This window comes from Thermosporothrix sp. COM3, from assembly GCF_059696735.1.
The window spans coordinates 3,660,816-3,684,033 of the sequence record NZ_AP019376.1 but is presented as its reverse complement, the minus strand read 5'-3'; the positions used below and the strand labels follow the sequence as shown (position 1 = coordinate 3,684,033).

Genomic DNA, 23,218 nt, shown 5'->3' with positions numbered 1-23,218 from the left:
TGTCTGTACTTGTTCGTAGATATCAGAGAGTTCCATGCGTCCTTTCGGGAAAACGTGAATCTGAAGGGATGCGTCATCGAGAGATGAGCGACAATTCCATTGAAACAGGTAAACAGGTGAATGAATAGAGCACAAAAAGCACGCGTCCCTGCATATAGATGGTTTCTGGCGGCAGTGATCCTCTTTCTGCTTTTCCTCCTCTGTACCGCTCTGTATGCTGCGGGGCTCTTTCACACGCCGGTGCTGCGGCTGGAACAGCAATGGCTGCTTCGCCCGGCGACGCGGGTTGACTGCCTCTTCTGGGAGTGGCGGCGGGCCGGGGTTTTTCCGGTCAGCCTCCTGTTCACAGTGCTGCTTGGCGGGCTGTGCTGGCTCCTCGGGTATCGTAAGCGCGTTGTGATTCTGCTGGTCTTTTTGCTGGCCGTGGCTATGGGTTTTGAGGTTGCCGGGAAGCTGGCCTTTGAATTTACTATGCCATCAGCCCTTCGTTCCGGCCTTACCACGCTGGCCTGTCCTCAGATGTATGGTCAGCCGAAGATCGTCGAGGTGAAGACCGCGCTTGGTTTCTGGAACGAGATTCCCGCGCCAATCGCTGAGAAGGCCAGTTGGGCCCGCGATGTGGCTCAGATGCCCCTACCGATGGATGATCTTTCCAAACTACCACCCGGAGATATAACCGGCGAGAGCGGATATCCGAGCGGGCATGCCTTGCGCTGGATGTTTCTTGGCCTGATCGCCTGCTGGCTCTGCTGGAAGCACCTGCGTGTGCCTGTGCTGCGTGAGCTGCTGGCGGGATGCTTCCTGTTTCTGGCCTTTTTCGGTGGCTTTATGCAGTTCTATATCGGCAATCATGTTTTGACCGACACGCTGGCCGGGTATCTGCTCGGCGCGGCGGCGGCCTGTGCGGCGATCGGGGGCCTGCTGCTCTGGCGGCGGCCCGCAAAGGTCTAGAGCGCTTCCAGGCGTTCCTTGCGTTTCTGGGCGGCAAAGTAGTCGGGGTCAAGCTCCAATGCGCGATTGATCGCGGCGAGCGCCTCCGCTTTGCGTCCCAGAATGCCGAGCACCCAGGCTTTGCCGTCCCATGCCGGGACATAGGTTGGGTTCAGGCTCAGCGCATGCTCGAAGTCTGCCAGCGCCTCCTGCTGGCGTTTGAGCATCGCAAGGCATGTGCCTTTGACATACCATGCCTCAGTGTTTGTCGGGTCGAGAGCAACCGCTTTCTCCGCGGCAGAGAGTGCCTCGACATAGCGAATCGCGTTGGAAAGATGCTGGCTGTATTCGAGCCAGAATGCAGCCTGCTTTTTCTTGGTATCTTCTTGCATCAGGATTCCCTGTCGTTGGTATTCCAGAGCGTCACGACCTGTTGATAGGCTTCCCAGGTGTCGACGTCGGTGGCCGTCTCGATCGTGCCTGCTTCGATAGTCGCGACTTCATCCGCATGCCGGGCAATGACCTGCCGCCCGCCCTCGTCTCCGCGAACGCACAGCAGCTCTGGAAAGAGACTGGCATCAAAGAGGACTGGATTGCCGCGTCTGCCCTCATAGAGTGGGGCAATAATGCGCTTGCCAGTCGTACGCTTTTCTGCGATAAGTGTATCCAGAATCGACGCAGAAAGCAATGGCTGATCTCCCAGGACAATGCATGCGCCCTCAACGGGATACGGTTCAAGGGCATGCAGCCCGGCATGCAGTGAGGTGCTCATTCCCTCCTGATAGGCCGGATTTTCCACTGCGATCAGATCAGGGTGGGAAAGTGCAAGCTGTTCCTTGATGCGCTGCGCCTGGTAGCCAAGTACCAGGACGACCGGGCGAGCCCGGGACGCGAGCACTGCCCGAAGCACATGCGCGAGCACCGGCTGCTCGCCGAGCGGAAGCAACAGTTTGTGCTGGCCTGCCCTCATTCGGCTGGATGTGCCTGCTGCCAGAATCACGGCAGCTATGGATGTAGACATACAACGCTTGTCCCTTTCGCTTCGTGATTGCTCAATAAGAGAGTTATAGCATATTGTGATGGACAGATGCATCTCTATGTGTTTATTCTGAAAAGAAACGAGAAAATTTCTCGCAGGAGCCGGGAGAATGGAAAGATTGGACGCCGAGACACAGGCAAAATATGAGCACCTGCGGGCCATTTTGCGCGAGATGGGCTCTGTGCTGGTGGCCTATTCAGGTGGGGTTGATAGCGCCCTGCTGCTGAAAGTGGCGCATGATGTACTCGGGGAGCGGGCGCTAGGCGTGATCGCAGCCTCTCCTGCCTACGGGCCCGAGGAGACACAGGCGGCTATCGAGGTCGCGCGGCAGATGGGGGTTCCGCTGCTCCAGATCGAAACCCACGAACTTGAGGACGAGCGCTACACCGAGAATACAGTGCTGCGTTGCTACTTCTGCAAGACCGAGCTGTTTACGCGACTGGAACCGATTGCCCGGGAGCGAAACCTGCGCTATATCGCCTATGGCCTGAATCGGGATGATCTGGGTGACTTTCGCCCCGGGCAGCGGGCGGCGCGTGAGTTTGGCGTGCGTGGTCCCCTGAAAGAAGCTGGGATGGGCAAGCAGGAGATTCGAGCGGTCGCGAAATGGTTGAATGTGCCGGTCTGGAATAAGCCTGCGATGGCCTGCTTCTCGTCGCGAATCGCCTACGGGCAGAAGGTCGATGTGGCCTCGCTACGCATGATCTATCGGGCGGAAAAGGTGTTGCATGAACTGGGGTTCAAGCAGGTACGCGTGCGTCATCATGAGAAGCTGGCGCGCATCGAGGTCGAGCGCTCGGAGATCCCGCGCCTGATTGATGAGGAAATCAGCCGCCGTGTGACGCAGGAGTTACGGCAGATTGGCTACCTCTATGTCACGGTTGATCTTCAAGGATATCGCACGGGCAGCATGAACGAGGCCTTCTTCCGCAAGCGAGAATCCGTTTGAGCCGTTTATGGTATAATGTGGGTTGGTGTAAGAATGACACCAGGTCAGAGAGTTTTTCATCAGGAATAGACTATGCCAGAGCGTATTATCTACCTCGATCATGCCGCAACAACTGCCCTGGATCGGCGGGTCCTGGAGGCGATGATGCCATATCTGACAACCGAGTATGGCAACGCCAGCAGTATTTATACACTGGGCCGGCATGCGATGCAAGCAATTGATCATTCACGAGAACAGGTCGCCGAGCTATTGAACTGTCGCGCGGCGGAAATTGCCTTTGTCGGGTGTGGCTCCGAAAGCGATAATCTCGCCTTGAAGGGGCTGGCGTTTGCCGCACAGAAGAAGGGCAAACATATTATTACGACGCCGATAGAGCATCACGCCGTGCTTCACACCTGTCATTATCTGGAGCGCTTTGGCTTTCAGACGACCTATCTGCCAGTTGATGAGTATGGACGAGTGAACCCTGAGGATGTTGAGCGCGCGATCACCGATGAGACGATCCTTGTTTCGGTGATGTACGCGAACAACGAGGTGGGAACCATCCAACCGATTGCGGAGATCGGGCGGATCTGTCGTGCGCACAAAGTGGCGTTCCATGTTGATGCTGTGCAGGCCGGGGGATTGTTACCACTGGATGTGCATGCCCTGAACGTGGATATGCTATCGCTTTCGGCACACAAGTTCTATGGCCCGAAGGGTGTGGGTATTCTCTATGTCCGTCAGGGTGTGCGCATTCTGCCGCAGTTGCAGGGAGGCTCACAGGAGCGTGGCCGCCGTGCCGGAACCGAGAATGTGGCCGGGATCGTAGGAGCTGCGACGGCGTTTGAGCTGGCACAGCGTGAATTTCCGCAGGCAGTCGAACGGATGCAGGCGTTGCGCGATCGACTGATCGAGGGTGTGCTTCGCATCCCCGACGCGCGGCTGACTGGCCACCCAACCGAGCGTCTGGCGAACAATGCAAGCTTCTGTTTTCGGGGCGTCGAGGGCGAATCGATCCTGCTGAGTCTGGATATGCACGGCATCGCTGCTTCCACCGGTTCAGCCTGTACCTCCGGGGTGGTCGATCCATCGCATGTCCTGGTAGCGATGGGCATTTCGGACGAATGGTCACGGGGCAGTCTGCGCCTGACACTGGGCAAGGACAACACCGAAGAGGATGTTGAGAAGGTGCTGACAGTCCTTCCCGAGATTGTCGAGAAGGTGCGAAGTCTGGCTTTATAGCGTGATCGCAATGAGGTATGAGATGACCGCGTACACCGGGTGCGCGGTCGCTGCTTTTTTGGTCTCTATTTTGGGTTCATATTGGCGGGTGAAATATATCGGATTGGCTGATTGTAGTCGATAGGAAAGTATGGTACATTGTGCGTAGTGCTTGTGAGGCACCAGGTGGAAGGTGGTTGTATCGCATTTTCTGGCTACAAAGTCGTAGTTTGTATGTGACAACACCGTAAGTTGTATCAGTGCAAGCAGGCCTCCAGGCCCTAACGAAAGGAAGAAACCGAGTGGATATGGATACGCTGAAACGTGAAGTGCTGGCGCAGCGAGTGCGTCAGGTGAAACCATCTGGAATCAGAAAATTCTTCGATATCATAAATACGATGCCGGAAGTTATTTCGCTTGGCGTTGGTGAGCCGGATTTTGTCACCCCTGAACACATTCGGCAGGCTGGCATCCGGTCTATTGCCGAGGGACGCACACAATATACCTCCAATTACGGCATGATTGAGCTGCGGCAGGAGATCAGCGCGATGTTGCAGCGCCGCTATGGTGTGTCCTATGACCCGGCGACGGAGCTGCTGGTCACGGTTGGCGTCAGCGAGGGCGTTGATCTGGCGATGCGTACGTTGATTAATCCGGGCGATGAAGTGATTGCGCCAGATCCCGGCTATGTTGCGTACGAGGCGGATATTACCTTCGCCGGTGGTGTGGCGGTGCCTGTGCCCACGTACGCCGAGCATCAATTTGCGATCCGAGCTGAAGATATCGCGAAGGCGATTACGCCGCAAACGAAGATGATTCTGCTTGGCAACCCCAATAATCCTACCGGGGCTGTGATTCCGCGTGAAGAGTTGGAGAAGATCGCGAAGCTGGCAATTGAGCATGATTTACTGGTGGCTTCCGATGAGGTTTATAGCCGTCTCGTCTATGGTACTGAGTATGTCAGCATTGCCTCGTTGCCCGGGATGCGTGAGCGCACAGTTCTGCTTGACGGCTTCTCGAAGGCCTATGCTATGACTGGCTGGCGCGTTGGCTATGTGGCGGCTCCGGCTTTTATTCTGGAAGCCATGCTGAAGATCCACCAGTACACCATTATGTGCGCCGGAACGGCTCCCCAGGAAGCGGCTATTGAAGCGCTGCGCAATGGTGAAGAAGATGTTATCCAGATGCATGACGAGTATGAGCGCCGTGGACGCATGTTTGTTGACGGACTCAATCGACTTGGCCTGAAGTGCTGCGAGCCAAAGGGTGCCTTCTATGCCTTCCCCTATATCGGCCATATCGGTATGAGCGACGAAGAGTTCGCGGAAAAGCTGCTCTTTGAGGAACAGGTTGCAGTTGTGCCTGGAAGCTCGTTCGGTGCGGCGGGCAGGGGGTATGTCCGCTGCGCCTATTGCACGGCTTATGACAAGCTGGAAGAGGCCCTCAGACGTATAGAGCGCTTTGTGCAGAAGTACCAGCGGTGAGCAGAAAAGCGGGAGCGGTTCTTGCGCCGCTCCCGAAGCGTCGCTGTTAGTCCTCGGCGCTGATACGATCCCACGAAGGAACAAAGCTTCGATCTCGCTTGAGCTCGAAGAGGTTGGGATATTTCAGGGCCCATGCAGTAAAGTCCCAGAGCTCACCCGCCTCATCGCCCTTCGGTACGTTTTGAATGACCGGGCCATAGAATCCGACATCGGAGCCGTCGAGGGCGATCGTCGGGACGCCGAAGGCGTGATAGCGCTGGGCGGCTTCTTCATGGTCTTTCAGCACATCCAGAATCGTTTCTTCGGAGGCCAGAGCAGAGGTGACAAAATACGAGCCGCCTGTTCTCTCCGCCAGACCTGCCTCTTCAACGGCTTCCTCGACGGTCCCGCGATCAAGCTGTTTCCCGCGACCGTGGGCAGCATTTCCCAGGGCAATATAGAGCTTCTCCACACCCTCGTTTCCATGAAGGCGACGGACCATTGCGAGCGTGCGTAGAGCCGTCCAACCCGCGCCGTTGACGTAATCTGGTTCTGTATCTGGCGCTCGGTTCACGACTTCCAGGCTGAAGAAACGCCATGTAACCTCTATCGGGCGTACCTTACGGGCGTTACGAATCCATAGGGCGGTGCGCCACGCAAATGGGCAGAGGGGGTCAAAGTGGAATTGAACGTGTGCTACATTCGTGGTCATATCTACAATTGCTCTCCTGTCATTCCTTATGCGATATCGTCAAGCACTTCAATTCGGGAAGTGAGCTCGATTTCAGCATACGATGTCGCCAGGAGAGGTGTCAAGCAGATGACCGCGAACTCCGTTCAATATCGGGTGGTGGGAAGCTCTGGTTGTGGTACAGGCTGCTGTGTGGCGATGGTGAGCGTCACTTTGCTCTGGCGGGAATCCTGAAGGAGATTCAGCACGGCCTGAGGCATTGTGATGACCTCGTGTTTATTATGGAGCAGCACGAGATAAAAATGCAACCGAAGATCCTGCAACACGGCCAGAATAGTATCTGTATCGAGGAGCACCCCTTTCTCATTGCGCATAAAGAGGAGGATACTGGCGTTATTGAGCTCGCTTGCCAGGGCACGAATGCTACTGAGGGGACTCGGTGTGTGCAACTCAATGCGTTGTAGTGGTATCTGAAAGTGCCTGGAACGTCGATAGAGGAACTCAAGAAAATCCTTTGATTGCTGAATGACTTCCAGCCGAATCACTCCGTCCTCGGGTCGGTGTACCAGTGAGAGCGCCACCAACCGACAATCAAGATGACGTGCGAGGGCAAACCCCTGATCGATAGCGCCTACATCGATATCATGTAGGAACGGTAACAGTAGTGTTTTCATCTTCTTCCCTATCCAGTTCTTACAAAAGCGGGTGTTACCTGAGTGGATGGTTCTCTATAGAGTATAGTAATATATTACACCTCAATGGGAGCTCAAAGCATTATGCTGGTTCCTCAAAAATCGCTCAAGATGGCTTGTGGAGGCGAAGAAACAGGAAGGGATTTTGTAGGATGGAAGAGGGAGCAACCTCCCGAGAGGAGCACTCTCAGGAGATTGCGGAAAAAATGGCTAACACTCGCTGTGACCGCAGCTATAGCACTTGCGGCAGCCTTCTTCATAGACCATCGCGTTACTGCCACACTGCGGGCAGATGTTCCCGGTGAGATTGGTGATCTCGAACGAGGAGGATTGCGGTGTCTCGATCTCGGGTTGCGGCTCTTCCGCCGAATGCTCACCGTTCTGGCGGCTGAGCTCTTCGATATGGGTTTCGAGCGCCCGGGCAACGGCGTCGGGTAGTGAGCGAACCTGCTGCGGACCGAAACCGACGGTGCGACTGCCTCCGATACCGCGAAGCTGCTCTGCGATTGCTTTGGCACGGTCAACCTGTGAGAGCGGGCTGAGGATTTGCAGTGTCAGCGAGATCAGGCGACCGAGCGCCTCCGAGAGGGCCGCGATATCGCTTCCTGCCTTGCCGACGTTTACAAAGACCTCGAATGGTCCCTGGTCGTCGCTATTGATTGTGATGTTGACCTTGCCTTCCGGTGCGCGAACCTGTCGTGTATAGCCGTTGATGACCTCGGGGCGCTGTTTGATGCCCTGCTGAATCGAGGTCACAGGCTCGATCATCGGGGTAGAGGCAATAACTTCCTCGACCTCTTTGATGGCTGTCTTTTTCTCGTCTTCGAGGCGGGTCAGCACGGCATCACGTGAGCCATCACGATAGTAGGTGACACCTTTACAGCCCATATCGTAGGCGAGCTGGTAGAGCTTGCGCACCTGATCGATGGTATGATCATTGGGCGCGTTGACCGTCTTGCTGATGCTGGAATCGGTGTACTTCTGAATGATTGCCTGAACCCGCACATGTTCTTCCGGCGAGAGGTCTTTCGACGAGACAAAGTAGCCCGGAGTTGGCTTATTCGGGTGTTTATCACGCCACTCTTGCAGGAGCGGATGGTAGAGAATATGTTCTCCGGTGCGGTCACGTCGGATCATGGCGAAGTCGTAGACCGGTTCAATGCCGGAACTGACGCCTGCAAGCAGGCTTGTGGTGCCGGTAGGTGCCTGAGTCAGTAGTACACCGTTGCGAATACCGTGCTGCTTGATGCGCTCCTGAATGGCTTTTGGCAGCCGCTTGATAAAGCGACCCTGCATATACTTCTCGCGGTCGAACTTGCCAAAGGGACCTTTTTCCTCCGCAATCTCGGTTGAGGCCTCATAGGAGGCGTCGCGGATGGTCTGATAGATCTTCTCGATGACGGGCAGAGATTCTTCGCTGCCGTAGGCGATCTTCATTTTAATCAGCGCATCAGCCAGACCCATCGTGCCGAGACCGGTGCGGCGTGTTCCTTCCTGCTGCGCTTTTCGGTTCTCCTCTAAGAAGTAGTGGGTCGAATCAATGACGTTATCCAGGAAGCGGATCGCCACCTTTGCTGTTTCAGCCAGGCGCTCGTAGTTCATCTTGCCATTTTCGACGAACGTTGAGAGGTTCAGCGCTCCAAGATTACAAACGCCGAAAGGCGGCAGGCCTTGTTCACCACAATTATGGCATATAATACCATTTGCTGTAAAAAGATGCATTTCGGGTTCGGTCAGATCGTAGACAATTTCTTCGCCATCAGGGATCAGGCTTTCAAATGTGGCGAGAAACGCTTCCTGATATGGGCCGCTGGTGTAACTGGCAAGTGTTTGCTCCAGTTGCTGCTGCTTCTCGTCGGTAAGGAAGCCGATGTGATCGGCGAAAGTTCGCAGGCTGCCCTTGCTAATTACCAGTTCGTGGTATGCCTGACAGTTATAAGCTACCTGGTTCCCTTTCCCATCTGGCAACATGCGTGCTCGGGTCGTACGCTGATTCTTATAGATGCGTGAGTAGATGCCAAAGTTCAGCAGGACGCGTTGGACACCCTGTAACAACTGTTCGCTGCAAGAAGTCAGGCGAACGCTCAATCCTTTGGCAATTGATCCCTGCACCGAGCCATCTGCTGTAAAGAGAGCTGAGAGGAAGCCCTTTTGCATCTCTCGTTTCCCTTTCAGGACCGAAGAGGGAACCTGAAGCTTCTCATGTAGTAGTTCAGGGTCAATCAGGCGTAGCAGGCGGGCGGATTCAATGCGAACCTCGTTATGGGATGTGATATCAATGACACTAACAGGGTATTCACGAACGTTCTGGCGATCAGTGACAAGGCGATTGACAGCTTCTGCGAAACGAGGTGCTATTGCTCGCTCCGGGCCAAAGAAGGAAAGCACTGCACTACCCTGCCGCTTCGTGTTGATATAGCCATCTCCAATCAGCCAGCCAAGGACAAGCCCGAGATCTTCATTGCCACTATGTCCGAAGGCTCCTTCACTATGCAGAAGAACAATGCTATCTTGAGGGGTCAGTTGACCAGCTTCCTTCCATCCGGTAGAAGTAAGTACCTTATGATCGCGGGTAAGGCGCAAAGAATAGCCTTCTTTTGTCTGCAAACGATAAACGGGTTTCACTCCGGTCTCAAAGACATGGCTGGCTTGCCGCAGCGTTCTACCAGGTTTGTGGGTGACGCGGGCCTCTGTATGGGGGCGTCCTGCCAGTGCCAGTTCTTCGATGGTCACATTTGGCGATACCACTGTAACTGGAAGGCCTTGCTCTGCCAGTTCTTTCGCGCTGATGAGACCTTTGTCTGTATAGATCAGCGTATCCCCTGTCACGCATGGATTAACGCAGCGGATGTTCTCGAAGTACCATGTATTCGATTCTTTGTTGTAGCGGTCCATGAAGACCACGCCGGGCTCAGCAGATTCCCAGGCCGAGGTGCAGATCAGGTCCCACAGATAGCGGGCCTTGACCGTCTTCTTGACCTCGCCCTGCCAGACCAGATGCCAATCAGCGTCATCGCGCACGGCCTGCATAAACGCATCGGAGACAGCAACTGAGAGGTTGGCATGCTCGATCAGTCCCGGGGTTTTTTTGACGGTAATGAACTCTTCAATATCCGGGTGGTTGTCATCCAGCATGAGCATTAACGCCCCGCGCCTGCTTCCGCCTTGCTGAATGACATCTCCTGTGGCAACAGAGTAGAGTTGGGCCCATGAACACGGTCCAGAGGCGGTCCCGTTCACGGTCTTGATATAGGAACCACGCGGGCGCAAGCTGGAAAGGTTAATGCCCACACCACCGCCGCGAGCCATGATCTCGGTCATGAGCTTGAGGTTATCAAGAATGCCCTGGCGGCTATCCTCCGGCTGAGGGATCACGAAACAGTTTGAGACAACGACACCCGCTGAGACGAACGAATGGTCTTCTTCGACCTCGATGTCTATGACTGTTCCTTCGTATTCCTCAATTGCGATTTCATTGATCCTTACCCATTTGAGACCATCATAGTCAATGGAGAATGTAAGATCGATATCGGATGATGGCGCTTGTTGCCCGAAAAATGCTTGAAAGAGAGGAGCACACTCATTGACTGTGGCATGCAGCCGATAGGTTGGTACACGCCCTGAGCGCTGCGTGTTCTCGCGAATTGAAAACAGATAACCCAGTCTCAGGAGCAATTGATGAACTTGTGCTGTAAGTACACGATTCGCGAGGCCGAGGCCGCTTCTGTTTCGTGAAGAAATGGAGCCATCGGCACTAAAGAGCCCGTGAAGCAGTTTTGTGGTGAGATGGGCGGGCATCTGCATCAGCCAGGATGGGATATGCTTCTTATAGCTATAACCTCCGAAAAGAGCCTTGAAGAACTCTCCCAGTGGCATTGAGCTGACCCGGAGGTCATACCAGCGTTCAGTAGTGCTGAGCTTTATTGAGCCTTCAATACCAAATTTAGCAACAATAATACGTGCGATCTCTTCCGCTTCTTTTTGTTCATCAAGACCAAAGACAAACTGAATGCCGGATGGAATATCTGTTCCTGTGTGATGCGTGATGCTGCCATTCCCAAGCCAGCGGCCAAAGAGGTAGCATAAGTCCTCATCGAGTTCCAGCCGATCGTTGAGCTTGTAACGGGTATCCCCATCTGATATATCTCCATGATGGCCGTGCGTCGTTGCTTTGAAGAGCTTTCCATCCTCTACGCTATAGCCTGTAGCATACTCATGGATGTAAAGAGGCTCGGGGCTTTGTTCTTCACTGTTGTAGGCAGCAGCAAGAAAATCGCCGGGTTTTAGCTCTTTGGCCGGAATCCAGGCCGGTTCATGTTGCAGGTGCAATCCGTCTCTCGATTTGTGCTTGTGAACCCATTCAGAGCGGATGGCGTAAACTTTGTGTTCTCCTGTGACGCGTAGATCATCATAGCCGATCTTTGCGGGACGAATGATATAGAGCGGCTCTGCTGCTTCGCGCTCAAATTTATGGAGAACGGAGCGTAATCGGTTGCGATGGGTGACAACCAGATCACCTATGGCTACCTGTGCGATGGGTTTATAGCCTTCTGCGGTCAAAATTTCTTGATCGGGAGGCATGCAGTTATATGCTGTTACCTCGTGCCCTGTGCCAGCGCCTGCCAGAATGCGTCCGCCGGGAACGAACTGGAAATCTTTGAGGACGTCATAGAATTTCTGCTCCCACTCCTGGCGTTTTTCTTCCGTCTGTTCAACGGCTGCAATGCCACGGGCAACACGGGCCCACATCTCTTCAGGGGCCTGCTCAATGGGCTCGCCAGATGAGCCTTTCAGGGCATAGCGGTCCATGAAGACTTTCTGCCGAATGCCTTCAAGTTTCGTCTGAGGTGACTGCTGGATCGGGCGCTCCTGCTGATGTACCATAAAATGAAAGCTCCTTTTACCAGACCTGACGACCTTTGATCTGCTAAGCTTGCAAACAGGTGTCGTCAGAATGTATCGTTACGAACTCAGGTCGGATGTTTTCGGTGCAACGCCCCTCAGTATACTCTTCGCGCCTGCCAAAAACAAGCCCTTTTCACAAGATATAGTAATATTTTAACATGTCAGCACAATATATTGTGTTGTAAGCGCTACAGCACAGGTATATGGTATGATAAAAGCGCGAGGCGGTGGAATGGGGCTTCAGGCCCTATTTGATGTTCTCTCTCTCGCTCGATTCTATTCTTTCTGGAGGGCTGTTATGCGGGCGGAAATCATTTCTTGTGGAACTGAACTCTTATTAGGACATATCACTGATACCAATGCAACATATCTTGCCCGGAGTCTGGCGACCGTGGGTATTGATCTGTTTTTTGTCTCGCAGGTGGGTGATAACCTCAAACGCATGGTTGAGACGCTGAAACGAGCCTGGGAGCGCTCCGATCTGATTGTGATGACCGGTGGCCTGGGACCGACCGAGGATGACCTGACACGTGAGGCGATCAGTACGCTGCTCGGCGAAACCATGCAGGTTGACCACGAGCTTGAGCGGACGCTGCGAGCTCATTTTCACGGCTCTAATCGGCCCATGCCTGAGCGGAACGTGAAGCAGGCGACGCTCATTCCGTCTGCGCAGGCGCTACCAAACCCTGTCGGCACGGCTCCTGGCTGGTTTGTCCAGAAGGATGGGCGTATCCTGATCGCGATGCCGGGGGTTCCCCGCGAGATGTATCGTATGTGGGAAGAGGAGGCCCTACCACGTCTGAAGCCGCATCTGGGGGCGACTCTCTTCACGCGGATTTTGCGTGTCTATGGTATGGGCGAATCCAATGTAGAAGAGGCGCTCGGCAAGCTGACGACCAGCACCAATCCAACGGTCGCAACCTATGCAAAAGAAGATGCCGTTGATGTGCGCATCAGTGCGAAGGCTACTACTGCTGAAGCAGCGGAAAAGCTGGTCTCAGAGATGGAGCTACAGGCGCGGCAGGTGCTCGGCTCGCATGTCTTTGGCATTGATAATGATACGCTGGCAAGTGTTGTCGGAGGGTTGTTGCAGGCGCGACAACAGACGCTCGGTGTGATGGAGTCATTGACTGGTGGGCTGCTTTCCAGCATGATTACAGATGTTCCTACCAGCTCGCGTCACTTTATTGGCGGTCTTGTGACCTATAGCACCGATCTCAAGGTACAGATGGGGGTGCCTCGGGCCGTTATCGAGAAGTACGGGGTGGTGAGCGAGGAGACAGCACGGGCGATGGCGCATGCAGTGCGGGTTCAGCTTGGGACCTCGTTTGGTATCGGAATCACAGGTGTGGCTGGCCCTGATCCTGTTGATGATAATCCGGTTGGAACGGTCTATATTGCCGTAGAGGGACCGGAGGGTGTCGCGACCAGTATGGGCCCCGGTTGGCGAACCGGACGCAAAGACAGTAAGAGGCTGGCGGCCCTTTCGGCGCTTGATCTGCTGCGTCGAACATTGGAAGGAGTGGTGACAGTACAATAATTCCCTCCGAAGAGCATGGAGAGAATTAACCGGGTCTGCTCTTGTACCGCCCGAGTGGGGATGATAAGATCAGATGCAAAGATCACGAAGCAAGGGGGATGGGGAGGAGCGTTTAGGACGCTTTGCCCTGATGAACGGCCTATGAAGATATGGCGGCAAAAGGATAAGCAGACGAAAAGCGACCGCGCTGAACGAAAGAAGCATGCGCGGTCACGTTTTCGTTCTTCTCCTCTCTATAAGCTACTGACTGTACTTGGCCCCGGCTTGATTGCGGCAAATGCCGGAAATGACGCCGGTGGTATTGCGACGTTCTCGACATCGGGAGCTAGCTTCGGCTATGCGCTGCTCTGGGCGCTGGTCCTTGCGGGAATCTGTCTGGCGATTGTGCAGGAAATGTGTGCTCGTATGGGGGCTGTGACCGGAAAGGGACTGGCTGACCTGATCCGTGAACAGTTTGGCGTGCGATGGGCGGCGCTTGCCATGCTGGCGCTTCTGATCGCGAATACAGGTGTGACGATATCCGAGTTTATGGGTATCGCGATGAGTGTGCAGGTGCTTTTTAATGACCCACATACGCCCTGGGTCTATGTTGTAGTGCCGGTAGCAGCAATCGCGCTCTGGTGGCTGGTAATCAAGGGGTCGTATCGCCGGGTTGAGAAGATCTTTCTGGTGATGTCTCTGGGGTTTCTGGCCTATATCCCGGCTGCGTTTGCGGCGCATCCCGATTGGAGTGCGGTCGGACGCGAACTGGTGTTGCCCACGTTGAGCGGGAATTCCGCGTATCTACTGGCGGCGGTAGCGCTAGTCGGTACGACGATCAGCCCATATATGCAGTTCTTTGTACAGGCGTCGGTCGCCGATAAGGGCATTCATGCCGGTGAATATTTTTATGAACAGGTTGACGTGTATAGTGGTACCGCGTTTGCGGTTCTGATCGCCTGCTTTGTGGTTGTGACCACGGGGGCTACCCTGTACCCGAACACCCCGGTTGAGACGGCGCTTGATGCGGCTCTGGCCCTGAAGGATTTCGCAGGCCCCTATGCTACCATCCTGTTTGGTGTGGGTCTTTTCGGTGCCTCGCTGCTGGCGGCGGCGGTCTTGCCGCTTTCCACTTCGTACGCTATCTGTGAGGCGTTTGGCTTTGAGCGCGGTGTCTCGCGAAGTTTTAAGGAAGCGCCGGTCTTCCAGAGTATCTTTACCGGTCTCATTATTCTTGGCGTGATTGTGACGCTGATCCCGGGACTACCATTGATTCAGGTGCTGCTGTTCTTGCAGAGCGTGAATGCGGCGATGTTGCCGATTCTGCTGGTCTTTATTATCCTGTTGGTGAATAATCGTCGGTTGATGGGGCGGCGTGTGAATGGTATCGTCTTTAATATTATCTGTTGGGCGACTGTTATCTTAATCACGCTTATGATCGTTGTACTGATGTGGGTCAATAGCATCTGGCCCTTGCTTGCACCGCTGTTTCATCTTGGCTAAGACCAGAGCCACAGGGCCGATGTTTCCTGTGACATATGGCGGTAGAAAAGAGGATCATTGTGTATTATCAGAATACTCCGGAGCAGCAGCCGGATTACACGCGCCCTGACTATTATCAGGAGTCGTCGTATCCTCCGCAGGAGATGCAGGAGTATCGTGGTCCGCAATGTATGGAGGGCTATACCGCCGAGCCCGTGAAAGAGCAGCAACCAGCGGCGGAAGGAGGCCAGAAAAGGGGGGGAATTCTTGGCCTGGGAGCTGCCATACTCTCTGTGGGGGCCTGGCTGCTGAAGTTTAAGGGACTGGCTTTCCTCTTGAAATTCGGGTGGGCCGGGCTCTCTGCGGTGGCCTCCATCGCGATCTATTCGATTGCCTATGGCTGGCAATTTGCCGCGGGGTTGGTGGCGCTGCTCTTTATCCATGAGATGGGACATGCTGTCGCTATGAAGATCAAGGGGATTCCGATTGGCCCGATGATCTTTGTACCGATGCTTGGCGCGGCGGTGATCATGAAAGAGATGCCGCGCAATGCGAAGGACGAGGCGGAGGTAGGTATTGCCGGACCGGTCGCGGGCGCGATTTCGGCGGGAGTGTGTCTGTTGATCGCGCAGTGGCAACCCGAGTCGGGCTCTCTGTGGGCGGCGCTTGCATACTTCGGCTTCTTCCTGAATCTGTTCAATCTGCTGCCTGTGGTGCCGCTGGATGGGGGACGTGTGGTGGCCGCGATTGATAAGCGGATCTGGGTACTGGGCTTTGTTGGCCTGCTGGCGGTCCAGATCTGGCAGTGGTTTCATGGGAACCCGTCATTCTGGCTGCTGGTGATCGTCTTGATGGCAGCCGGGCAGTTCTTTGCACGAGGTGGCAAGGCACAGACGCCCGAAGAGCAGGCGTATCGCGAGTCATATTATGCGGTGCCTTTGAGCTCACGCATTCTTATCAGCGTGCTATACTTCGGGCTGGCTGCGGTCCTCTACCTGGGCATGTCAATGGCACACGCTATGATTTTGCCTTATTGATATCGCTCTCTAGAGGCGATCAGTTGAATATATCGAAAGGCATGGATTCTCATGTGAGGTCCATGCCTTTGCTTTCTAGAACGGGATGTTATTGTTGCTCTTTGTTGCGAACCTCGACCCCGGTCATCTGCTCAAGCACTTTCAGGTAGGAGGTGTAGTCTTTTTTGCCATAGCCAGAGGCGCGGGTCATCTCGTAGAGCTGGCGTGCAAGTGCTGTCATCGCAACGGGAGTCTCATAGGTGGCGGCCAGATCGAGCGCCAGACCGAGATCTTTATGTAACAGGTCGGTCATAAAGCCGGGCTCGAAGCTGCCGTTGAAGGCTCGCATGGGGAACTGATTGGCAAGCTGCCAGTTTGCGCCCGTGCTGACACCGATAATGCGGGTCATCATGTCGAGGTCTACCCCGGCCTTTGTGCCAAGCACCAGCGCCTCGGCGGAAGCGGCGGCAATCGTGCCACAGAGCATATTGTTCAGGATCTTCACGACCTCGCCCGAGCCACTTGGCCCAACGTAGAAGATATTCTCTTTTTTGCCCATTGCCTCAAAGACGGGCAGAGCGCGTTCAAAGATCTCGCGTTCTCCGCCGACCATAATTGAGAGGGTGCCCTGAACGGCTCCCTGTGAGCCGCCGCTGACCGGTGCATCCAGAAAGTGTACGCCTTTCTCCTGCGCGAGCGCGTAGAGGTTGCGACTGGTTGTCGGGGCAATGGTACTCATGTCGATGATGATAGTATCCTTGCGAGCGCCTTCGAGCAAGCCCTGTGACCCACTGACGACCTCTTCGACCTGCTGCGAATTGGGCAGCATCGTAATCATGACCTCTGAAGCCATCGCGACGGCACGAGGTGAGGGAGCTTGCTTCGCGCCTGCCTGAAGTACTTCCTGCACTTCGGGCTTTTCGGGATGACGCGCATAAATCGTGACCTGGTGCCCGGCCTTGAGCAAATTGAGGGTCATGGGCCGTCCCATGACGCCGATACCGATAAAACCTATCTGCATGGTAAGCGATCTCTCCTGAAAATAGAGTAGGTGAGCATGCAGAGCGCTTCCTGATCTGCATGCTCGCTGTGGCTTATTCCATCTCAACCAGAATGGAGCCGCCCGTGACGACGGAACCTTCTTTGCAGTGAATGCGTTGCACGCGTCCCTCGTAGGGGGCGATAATCGAATGCTCCATCTTCATCGCGGTCAGGATGACAAGCACCTGATTTGCCTTGACGGTTGCGCCTTCCTCGATCTGTACCTTGATAATCGTGCCTGCCATTGGAGCCTTGAGCGCCTTTTGCGTATGCGCGGAGCTGCTGCCATGTAGCGCGTGCTCGATGTCAGGGGGCTGACGGCGCTGGAGCGTGTAGACCTGCCCTCTGTAGGCCACGCTGATAGCGTCTCGCTGGCAATCAACATACAGGCGTTCTTGCTGTGCGCCACTGCGTATCACTACTAGAGTATCATATCCAGCGAGCGCAGTGATAGAGCGCGGCTCATCTCCATTGACGGCGATGTCCCACACATTTGGCTGTTGGAGTGCCGGGCGCAGCGACACCCGATAGTCCTGCTCTTCGTGCTGGTAGCTCAGCTCGCGCCACTCATCTCGTAGACGCCACGGGCCCTGTGTCTGCCAGGGGTTGCCTTTTGTGATGGGCTGCTCGATCTCGGAGAGCGCCGCCGCAGCAAGGACCGGGAAGGGAAGCGCTGCCTGTGGCGCGGGCTCAAGGAGTCCCTGTTCATCCAGAAAGCCGGTGTGGGTCTGTCCCTGCTGGAAAGCCTGGTTCTTGCTAATGGTAGAGAGAAGCGGCAGGTTGGTGGTGACACCCAGGACGGCGCAGCGCTCCAGAGCCGTGCGCAGGCGTGCAAGCGCTGCGGCACGATTTTCCCCGTAGGCGATGAGTTTGGCAATCATAGGATCATAATACTGGCTGATGTCATCGCCGCTAGAGACGCCGCTGTCAACCCGGATGCCCGGGCCTGTCGGTTCGGCGAACAGGGCCAGCGTGCCGGTTGAGGGCAGGAAGTTCTGCGCCGGATCTTCGGCGTACAGGCGTACCTCGATAGCGTGGCCGCGTGGCTCAATCTGTTCCTGTGTGATGGCAAGCGGCTCACCGGCAGCGATCAAAATCTGATGCCGCACCAGATCAAGCCCCGTGACGAGTTCGGTGACCGGGTGTTCGACCTGAAGGCGCGTATTCATTTCGAGGAAGTAGAAGCGCTGCTCTTCATCCAGCATAAATTCAAGCGTGCCTGCATTGATATAGCCCGCCGCCTTCGCAATGCGCACCGCTGCCGCTCCCATCTCGGCGCGAAGTTCCGGGGTCAGGGCAACGGAAGGGCTTTCCTCGACAATCTTCTGATGGCGACGCTGAATCGAGCATTCACGTTCACCCAGATGGATCAGGTTGCCGTGTCGATCGCCAAGCACCTGTATCTCGATATGACGTGGGCGCACAAGCAGCTTTTCCAGAAAGACAGTACCATCACCGAAGGCCGCAAGCGCCTCACGCCGGGCTCCGGCAAGCCGGGGTAGAAACTCCTCGGCGCTCTCAACGATGCGCATCCCCTTGCCGCCGCCGCCTGCCGAGGCCTTGATAAGCAGAGGAAAACCAATGCGTTCGGCCTCGCGTTGCAGTGTCTGGTCGTCCTGTTCCGCTCCGTTATAGCCGGGCACGGTTGGTGCGCCGACACGCTGTGCAAGCTCTTTTGCCGCGATTTTCGAGCCCATCAGGCGCATCGCCTCGGCGGGAGGGCCGATAAAGACGATGCCTGCCCGCTCGCACGCTTCGGCAAACTCGGCGTTTTCGGAGAGGAAGCCGTACCCGGGATGAATAGCCTCAGCGCCAGCGGCCCGGGCGGCCTCAAGAATCGCGTCAATCCGTAAATAGCTTTGCGTGGCTGGCGCTGCTCCGATGCAGTACGCCTCGTCGGCCTCGCGAACATGGCGCGCCTGGCGATCCGCTTCTGAGTAGACCGCGACGGTGCGGATACCCATTTCGCGGCAGGTCGCCATGATCCGAACCGCGATTTCGCCTCTATTCGCAATCAGAATGGTGTTGAACATGACTTACATCTTCTCTTCTTCGTGCATGGTCCACTTTGGTGTACGTTTCTCAAGAAATGCTGTTAGCCCTTCCTGACCTTCCGGGCTGGTGCGCAGGCGGGCAATCGTCGCGGCTGTATATTCCCGGGCCTCCTCTGAGGGCATCTGCCCGACCGTTGTTGCCAGCGTCTTACAGACACGCATAGCCTGTGGGGCGCTGCTCAGGAGCTCTTTGAGCGTGCTTTCCAGCGCGGTATCAAGCTGCTCTGCTGGCACAACGACGTGCACCAGCCCGATCTGACGAGCGCGTTCGGCGGTGAAGCGTTCCCCGGTGACGAAGAGGGCGCGGGCGTGCGTTTCGCCAATTTTGCGCAGGACATAGGGTGAGATCGCGGCGGGGGCGATACCAAGCTTGACCTCACTCAGAGCGAAGCGCGTATCGGCTGCGGCAATGACGATATCACAGACTGCCACCAGACCGACGCCGCCACCCATCGCAGCCCCGCTCACGCGTCCCACGACCGGGCAGGGACAGGTATTGATGACGCGCATCAAGTCGGAGAGCCGGAGCGCATCTTCGCGGTTCTGTTCCTCGCTGTAGTGAACCGATTCCTGCATCATCCGGATATCAGCTCCGGCGCAGAAGATTGGCCCGGCCCCGGTCAGCACGACGGCGTGCAGTTGTGACGACTGATGCAGCATCTGGAAGGCGTCTATCAGCTCCTGCATCATTTCGGCGTTGAAGGCGTTGCGCACTTCGGGGCGCTGTAATGTGACAACGGCCACCCTGCCCTGATGCGTATACGTCACTGTAATATGCCGGTAGGTTGCCATACGTTGTCTTTTCTCCTTCCTTCTCTCTCTTGTTCTGCTCAAAGCCAGTGAATTGTACGGAATATGGCGATCAGAATAGCGGTCAGGATGCCCATAAAGCCAAGCACCACGAAGTAGGCCCATTTAAAGTGAAGCTCCGGCATGTAATCAAAGTTCATGCCATAAATGCCCGCGATCAATGAGTCGACCATCAGAATAATCGAGGCGGCGGTCATGGTGCGCATCACCTTATTGAGCTCATTGGAGGCAATGGTCAGGTTGGTATCCATCACACTATTGAGCTGATCGCGATAGATGTCAATCGTCTCGGCAAGCCGCGTGATATGGTCGTAGATATCGCGAAAGTAGACATCAACCTGAGGATTCTCGTGCAGCGGGTTGTCGCGGTTGGTCAGTGTGTTCAGGACATCGCGCTGTGGCGTGACAATCCGCCGAAGCTCAAGAAACTCCTTGCGGAGCGAGAGCAGCCGAATCGTAAGGTGACGGTTCGGGCGTTCGCGCTCAAACAGGTTGTCCTCAATCTGCTCTGCCTCGTCAACGAGTGTATCGATAATCGGAAAATAGCTATCAACAACGGTATCAAGAAAGGAATAGAGCAGGATGCCAATCCCGGCGTCGAGCAGTTTGGTGTTACGAGTCCAGCGCTGCTCAACCTCCTCAAACGCGGCAATAGGCAGCTTATGCACCGTAATCAGGTAGTGCGAGTTTAAAAACATATCGATTTCATGAAAAACAATCGCATTCTGCTTTGAGCCTCGTTCAACGGCATAGAAGACCATAAAGTAGAAATCCTGGTACTCTTCGATTTTCGGGCGCTGATGCTCTTGCAGAGCGTCTTCGACGGCCAGGGGATGCAGTCGAAAGCTGGTCGCCAGATGTTTTATTTCCTCCTCGTTCGGGTCACACAGGTCGATCCAGAGCAGGACATTCGGGTCCTGCAACTTTGCTTTCACGGCATGTACCGAATGGAGCTCATGAAACGTAGAACTTTTCCGATCACAATAGAGCGCTTTAATCATCTACTTTCCCTTTTACCGGGCGTAGTGTGGAGGGAAGACAGGCCGGGCTGCCTTCCCGTATTCCTGGCCCGGGTCTTGCACGAAGTTTGCATATATTTTGCATATACAAGATTGGAACGTGCAAGCGATCCCGTTAGCGTCACTACATCCTGAAGACGCCGAAGGGAGTTTCGGGCATGGGCGCGTTCAGCGAGGCGGCAATCCCCAGGGCCAGAACGGTGCGGGTATCGCGTGGATCAATAATCCCATCGTCCCAGAGGCGGGCCGTGCTGTAGTAGGGGTTGCCCTCCTGCTCATACTTCTCAAGGATGGGCTGCATAAAGGCGGCCTCTTCTTCGGGGCTCATCGTCTTGCCGCGAGCGGCCAGTCCTTCCTTGCGGATCGTTGCCAGGACGGTTGCAGCCTGCTGTCCGCCCATCACCGAGATACGGGCATTGGGCCACATCCAGAGCTGCCGCGGGGAGTAGGCGCGACCACACATGCCGTAGTTGCCAGCGCCGAACGAGCCGCCGATGATCACGGTAAAGCGCGGGACGGGTGCGTTGGCGACTGCCATAACCATCTTGGCCCCATCTTTGGCGATGCCGCCATTCTCGTATTGCTTGCCGACCATAAAGCCCGTAATGTTCTGTAAGAAGACCAGCGGAATCTGACGCTGCCCGCAAAGCTCGATAAAGTGGGTGGCCTTGAGGGCGCTTTCCGAGAAGAGGATACCGTTGTTGGCGATGATACCGACCGGATAGCCCATGATGCGGGCGAAGCCACAGACGAGCGTTGTGCCATAGAGCGCCTTGAACTCGTGGAAGTCGCTGCCGTCCACAAGGCGAGCGATCACCTCACGGACATCGTAGCTTTTCCGGCTATCGGCGGGCACAATCCCGAGCAGCTCATCAGGATCATAGCGCGGTGGCTCTGGTGGCCTGATCTCCCAGGGGATATATTTGCGCCGATAGAGATGTGAGACGATGCTGCGACAGAGCGCAAGCGCGTGCTCGTCGTTCATCGCGTAGTGATCGGTGACGCCAGAGGTGCGACTGTGCACATCGGCCCCGCCGAGCTCCTCGGCTGTGACCTCCTCGCCGGTTGCGGCTTTGACCAGTGGCGGACCACCCAGAAAGATCGTGCCGTTGCCGCGCACGATGATCGTTTCATCACTCATGGCCGGAACATATGCTCCGCCAGCGGTACAGGAGCCCATCACGACCGCGATCTGTGGAATGCGCTGGCTGGACATCCGCGCCTGGTTATAGAAGATGCGCCCGAAGTGGTCGCGGTCGGGGAACACGTCAGCCTGAAGGGGAAGGTATGCGCCGCCCGAATCGACCAGATAGATACAGGGCAGATGGTTCTGCTCGGCGATTTCCTGGGCGCGGAGATGTTTTTTGACGGTCATCGGGAAATAGGTGCCGCCTTTGACTGTTGCATCATTGGCAACAATCATGCATTCTTGCCCCTCAATAACCCCGATCCCGGTCACGATGCCCGCCGAGGGAGCGTCATTGTCATACATATCCCAGGCGGCCAGAGGGCTCAGTTCAAGAAAAGGAGTATCGGGATCGCAGAGCAGGTGAATGCGTTCGCGGGCAAGCAGCTTGTTCCGCTTGCGATGTTTTTCGATGGCTTCCGGGCCACCACCCTGTTTCACCTGTTCCGTGCGCTCGCGCAACTGTTCGAGCAGTTGCCTGAAAGAGCGAGCATTCTCTTGAAACTCGCTACTGTTGCGATCTATTCGACTTTCAATCAATGCCATTCTGTCTAGGTTCCTCTCGTCGATGATACTGGGAACAGCGTGTCGTGCGTCATTGCTCTATTTGCAGCATAGCACCGCTTTACAAGGCCCGTCAAGATTTAGACTTCTCGCCTGTGAATGTGTGACGGTGGAAGGTGGCTTCTGCCTGCCAGTTTTTCGGCAAAAAACTCGTCCGGATTATTGACAAATCGTACGGTTTCGTGTACTATACTTGCGTGCGAGGAAGAAACCTCGCGCGGCTGGTAACAAACAGCGTTGGGGTGTGGCCAAGCGGTAAGGCAGCGGACTTTGGATCCGCGATCCTAGGTTCGAATCCTAGCACCCCAGCCTCATCACTTTCTTTTCCTTCCACTTTGTAAGGCATTAGAACTTCTAATGCCTGATTTGTTGTTTATACAGTCTATATTTCGCTCGTCAGGGACCCCACCGGGGCTTGTGAAGAGCAGACCCGAACCTGACCAGTCTCAGCCAGCACTCCTTGTGAGTGATCGGGCTCCGTTCGGAGCGAATAGATAGGTACGTCAGGGTGTTTGCCCGCTCTGACCTCTACGGCCCATAGTGAAGCCTGTGCTATGGACAGACAAACCGCTCCAGAACCTTGACGAGGCATACATTACCCGCGCAAGCGGAGGTTCGAGGAAGGGGCGGTGACGTCCTCTTTCCTCCCCACGGC

17 protein-coding genes and 1 tRNA gene are annotated in these 23,218 nt (G+C 55.5%); 8 read left to right on the top strand and 10 right to left on the bottom strand.

The features are described 5' to 3' along the window. Window positions 1–120: 120 nt before the first annotated feature. A complete protein-coding gene (locus tag KTH_RS15610; RefSeq protein ID WP_497619833.1) occupies window positions 121–951 on the top strand; it encodes a phosphatase PAP2 family protein in 831 nt (276 codons plus the stop codon). Here KTH_RS15610 and KTH_RS15605 read toward each other — a convergent pair. Further along, window positions 948–1,322, bottom strand: a complete 375-nt coding sequence (locus tag KTH_RS15605) for a tetratricopeptide repeat protein (RefSeq protein WP_111317563.1) — start codon at window positions 1,320–1,322, stop codon at window positions 948–950. The two genes, KTH_RS15610 and KTH_RS15605, sit on opposite strands and share 4 nt — an antisense overlap. Beyond that, the gene (locus tag KTH_RS15600) at window positions 1,322–1,951 is read right to left on the bottom strand and encodes a nucleotidyltransferase family protein (RefSeq protein ID WP_170142251.1); all 630 of its coding nucleotides are present in this window, start codon (window positions 1,949–1,951) and stop codon (window positions 1,322–1,324) included. Before KTH_RS15600 ends, KTH_RS15605 begins: the two co-directional genes overlap by 1 nt. A 127-nt stretch (window positions 1,952–2,078) precedes the next feature. Here KTH_RS15600 and larE point away from each other — a divergent pair, with 127 nt between their 5' ends. From larE to KTH_RS15585, 3 genes are all read left to right on the top strand, one after another. Further along, on the top strand, window positions 2,079–2,918 hold the full coding sequence (larE, locus tag KTH_RS15595) for an ATP-dependent sacrificial sulfur transferase LarE (protein ID WP_111317561.1): 840 nt from the start codon (window positions 2,079–2,081) through the stop codon (window positions 2,916–2,918). A gap of 72 nt (window positions 2,919–2,990) precedes the next feature. Beyond that, window positions 2,991–4,142 carry a cysteine desulfurase NifS gene (gene nifS, locus KTH_RS15590; RefSeq protein WP_111317559.1) on the top strand — a complete coding sequence of 384 codons (1,152 nt, stop codon included), beginning with the start codon at window positions 2,991–2,993 and terminating at the stop codon, window positions 4,140–4,142. A gap of 287 nt (window positions 4,143–4,429) precedes the next feature. Beyond that, window positions 4,430–5,605, top strand: coding sequence for an aminotransferase class I/II-fold pyridoxal phosphate-dependent enzyme (locus KTH_RS15585; RefSeq protein WP_111317557.1), 1,176 nt, complete (start codon window positions 4,430–4,432; stop codon window positions 5,603–5,605). Between the two features lie 46 nt (window positions 5,606–5,651). Here the strand turns inward: KTH_RS15585 and KTH_RS15580 are convergent, their stop codons facing one another. The 3 genes from KTH_RS15580 to KTH_RS15570 all read right to left on the bottom strand — a co-directional run bounded on the left by KTH_RS15580 (window position 5,652) and on the right by KTH_RS15570 (window position 11,851). Continuing rightward, a complete protein-coding gene (locus KTH_RS15580) occupies window positions 5,652–6,296 on the bottom strand; it encodes a mycothiol-dependent nitroreductase Rv2466c family protein (RefSeq protein WP_111317555.1) in 645 nt (214 codons plus the stop codon). Window positions 6,297–6,421: 125 nt separating this feature from the next. Further along, window positions 6,422–6,949, bottom strand: a complete 528-nt coding sequence (locus KTH_RS15575; protein WP_111317553.1) for a hypothetical protein — start codon at window positions 6,947–6,949, stop codon at window positions 6,422–6,424. Between the two features lie 228 nt (window positions 6,950–7,177). After that, window positions 7,178–11,851 (bottom strand): ribonucleotide reductase barrel domain-containing protein, encoded by a 4,674-nt coding sequence (locus KTH_RS15570; protein ID WP_170142250.1) that lies wholly within the window; start codon window positions 11,849–11,851, stop codon window positions 7,178–7,180. Between the two features lie 319 nt (window positions 11,852–12,170). Between KTH_RS15570 and KTH_RS15565 the strand changes: the two genes are divergently transcribed. From KTH_RS15565 to KTH_RS15555, 3 genes are all read left to right on the top strand, one after another. After that, window positions 12,171–13,412 (top strand): competence/damage-inducible protein A, encoded by a 1,242-nt coding sequence (locus tag KTH_RS15565; RefSeq protein WP_170142249.1) that lies wholly within the window; start codon window positions 12,171–12,173, stop codon window positions 13,410–13,412. Window positions 13,413–13,553: 141 nt separating this feature from the next. Next, window positions 13,554–14,894, top strand: a complete 1,341-nt coding sequence (locus KTH_RS15560; protein ID WP_111317549.1) for an Nramp family divalent metal transporter — start codon at window positions 13,554–13,556, stop codon at window positions 14,892–14,894. A gap of 59 nt (window positions 14,895–14,953) precedes the next feature. Then, a complete protein-coding gene (locus tag KTH_RS15555; RefSeq protein ID WP_111317547.1) occupies window positions 14,954–15,910 on the top strand; it encodes a site-2 protease family protein in 957 nt (318 codons plus the stop codon). Window positions 15,911–15,998: 88 nt separating this feature from the next. Here the strand turns inward: KTH_RS15555 and KTH_RS15550 are convergent, their stop codons facing one another. The 5 genes from KTH_RS15550 to KTH_RS15530 form a co-directional block, all read right to left on the bottom strand. After that, window positions 15,999–16,910, bottom strand: a complete 912-nt coding sequence (locus tag KTH_RS15550; protein ID WP_111317545.1) for an NAD(P)-dependent oxidoreductase — start codon at window positions 16,908–16,910, stop codon at window positions 15,999–16,001. A gap of 73 nt (window positions 16,911–16,983) precedes the next feature. Continuing rightward, window positions 16,984–18,963 (bottom strand): acetyl/propionyl/methylcrotonyl-CoA carboxylase subunit alpha, encoded by a 1,980-nt coding sequence (locus KTH_RS15545; RefSeq protein ID WP_111317543.1) that lies wholly within the window; start codon window positions 18,961–18,963, stop codon window positions 16,984–16,986. Between the two features lie 3 nt (window positions 18,964–18,966). Then, window positions 18,967–19,776 (bottom strand): enoyl-CoA hydratase/isomerase family protein, encoded by an 810-nt coding sequence (locus KTH_RS15540; protein WP_497619826.1) that lies wholly within the window; start codon window positions 19,774–19,776, stop codon window positions 18,967–18,969. Between the two features lie 38 nt (window positions 19,777–19,814). Further along, a complete protein-coding gene (corA, locus tag KTH_RS15535) occupies window positions 19,815–20,795 on the bottom strand; it encodes a magnesium/cobalt transporter CorA (protein ID WP_497619824.1) in 981 nt (326 codons plus the stop codon). Between the two features lie 142 nt (window positions 20,796–20,937). Next, window positions 20,938–22,545, bottom strand: coding sequence for a carboxyl transferase domain-containing protein (locus KTH_RS15530; protein WP_497619822.1), 1,608 nt, complete (start codon window positions 22,543–22,545; stop codon window positions 20,938–20,940). Between the two features lie 256 nt (window positions 22,546–22,801). On the opposite strand from KTH_RS15530, the gene KTH_RS15525 reads away from it, so the two are divergent. After that, window positions 22,802–22,872 (top strand) — tRNA-Gln (locus KTH_RS15525). The last annotated feature ends 346 nt before the right edge of the window (window positions 22,873–23,218 follow it).

Coding starts and splice junctions, on each gene's coding strand:
- KTH_RS15610 (WP_497619833.1), top strand. CDS start 121: ATGAATAGAGCACAAAAAGCACGCGTCCCTGCATATAGATGGTTTCTG.
- KTH_RS15605 (WP_111317563.1), bottom strand. CDS start 1,322: ATGCAAGAAGATACCAAGAAAAAGCAGGCTGCATTCTGGCTCGAATAC.
- KTH_RS15600 (WP_170142251.1), bottom strand. CDS start 1,951: ATGTCTACATCCATAGCTGCCGTGATTCTGGCAGCAGGCACATCCAGC.
- larE (WP_111317561.1), top strand. CDS start 2,079: ATGGAAAGATTGGACGCCGAGACACAGGCAAAATATGAGCACCTGCGG.
- nifS (WP_111317559.1), top strand. CDS start 2,991: ATGCCAGAGCGTATTATCTACCTCGATCATGCCGCAACAACTGCCCTG.
- KTH_RS15585 (WP_111317557.1), top strand. CDS start 4,430: ATGGATACGCTGAAACGTGAAGTGCTGGCGCAGCGAGTGCGTCAGGTG.
- KTH_RS15580 (WP_111317555.1), bottom strand. CDS start 6,296: ATGACCACGAATGTAGCACACGTTCAATTCCACTTTGACCCCCTCTGC.
- KTH_RS15575 (WP_111317553.1), bottom strand. CDS start 6,949: ATGAAAACACTACTGTTACCGTTCCTACATGATATCGATGTAGGCGCT.
- KTH_RS15570 (WP_170142250.1), bottom strand. CDS start 11,851: ATGGTACATCAGCAGGAGCGCCCGATCCAGCAGTCACCTCAGACGAAA.
- KTH_RS15565 (WP_170142249.1), top strand. CDS start 12,171: ATGCGGGCGGAAATCATTTCTTGTGGAACTGAACTCTTATTAGGACAT.
- KTH_RS15560 (WP_111317549.1), top strand. CDS start 13,554: ATGAAGATATGGCGGCAAAAGGATAAGCAGACGAAAAGCGACCGCGCT.
- KTH_RS15550 (WP_111317545.1), bottom strand. CDS start 16,910: ATGCAGATAGGTTTTATCGGTATCGGCGTCATGGGACGGCCCATGACC.
- KTH_RS15545 (WP_111317543.1), bottom strand. CDS start 18,963: ATGTTCAACACCATTCTGATTGCGAATAGAGGCGAAATCGCGGTTCGG.
- KTH_RS15540 (WP_497619826.1), bottom strand. CDS start 19,776: ATGGCAACCTACCGGCATATTACAGTGACGTATACGCATCAGGGCAGG.
- corA (WP_497619824.1), bottom strand. CDS start 20,795: ATGATTAAAGCGCTCTATTGTGATCGGAAAAGTTCTACGTTTCATGAG.
- KTH_RS15530 (WP_497619822.1), bottom strand. CDS start 22,545: ATGGCATTGATTGAAAGTCGAATAGATCGCAACAGTAGCGAGTTTCAA.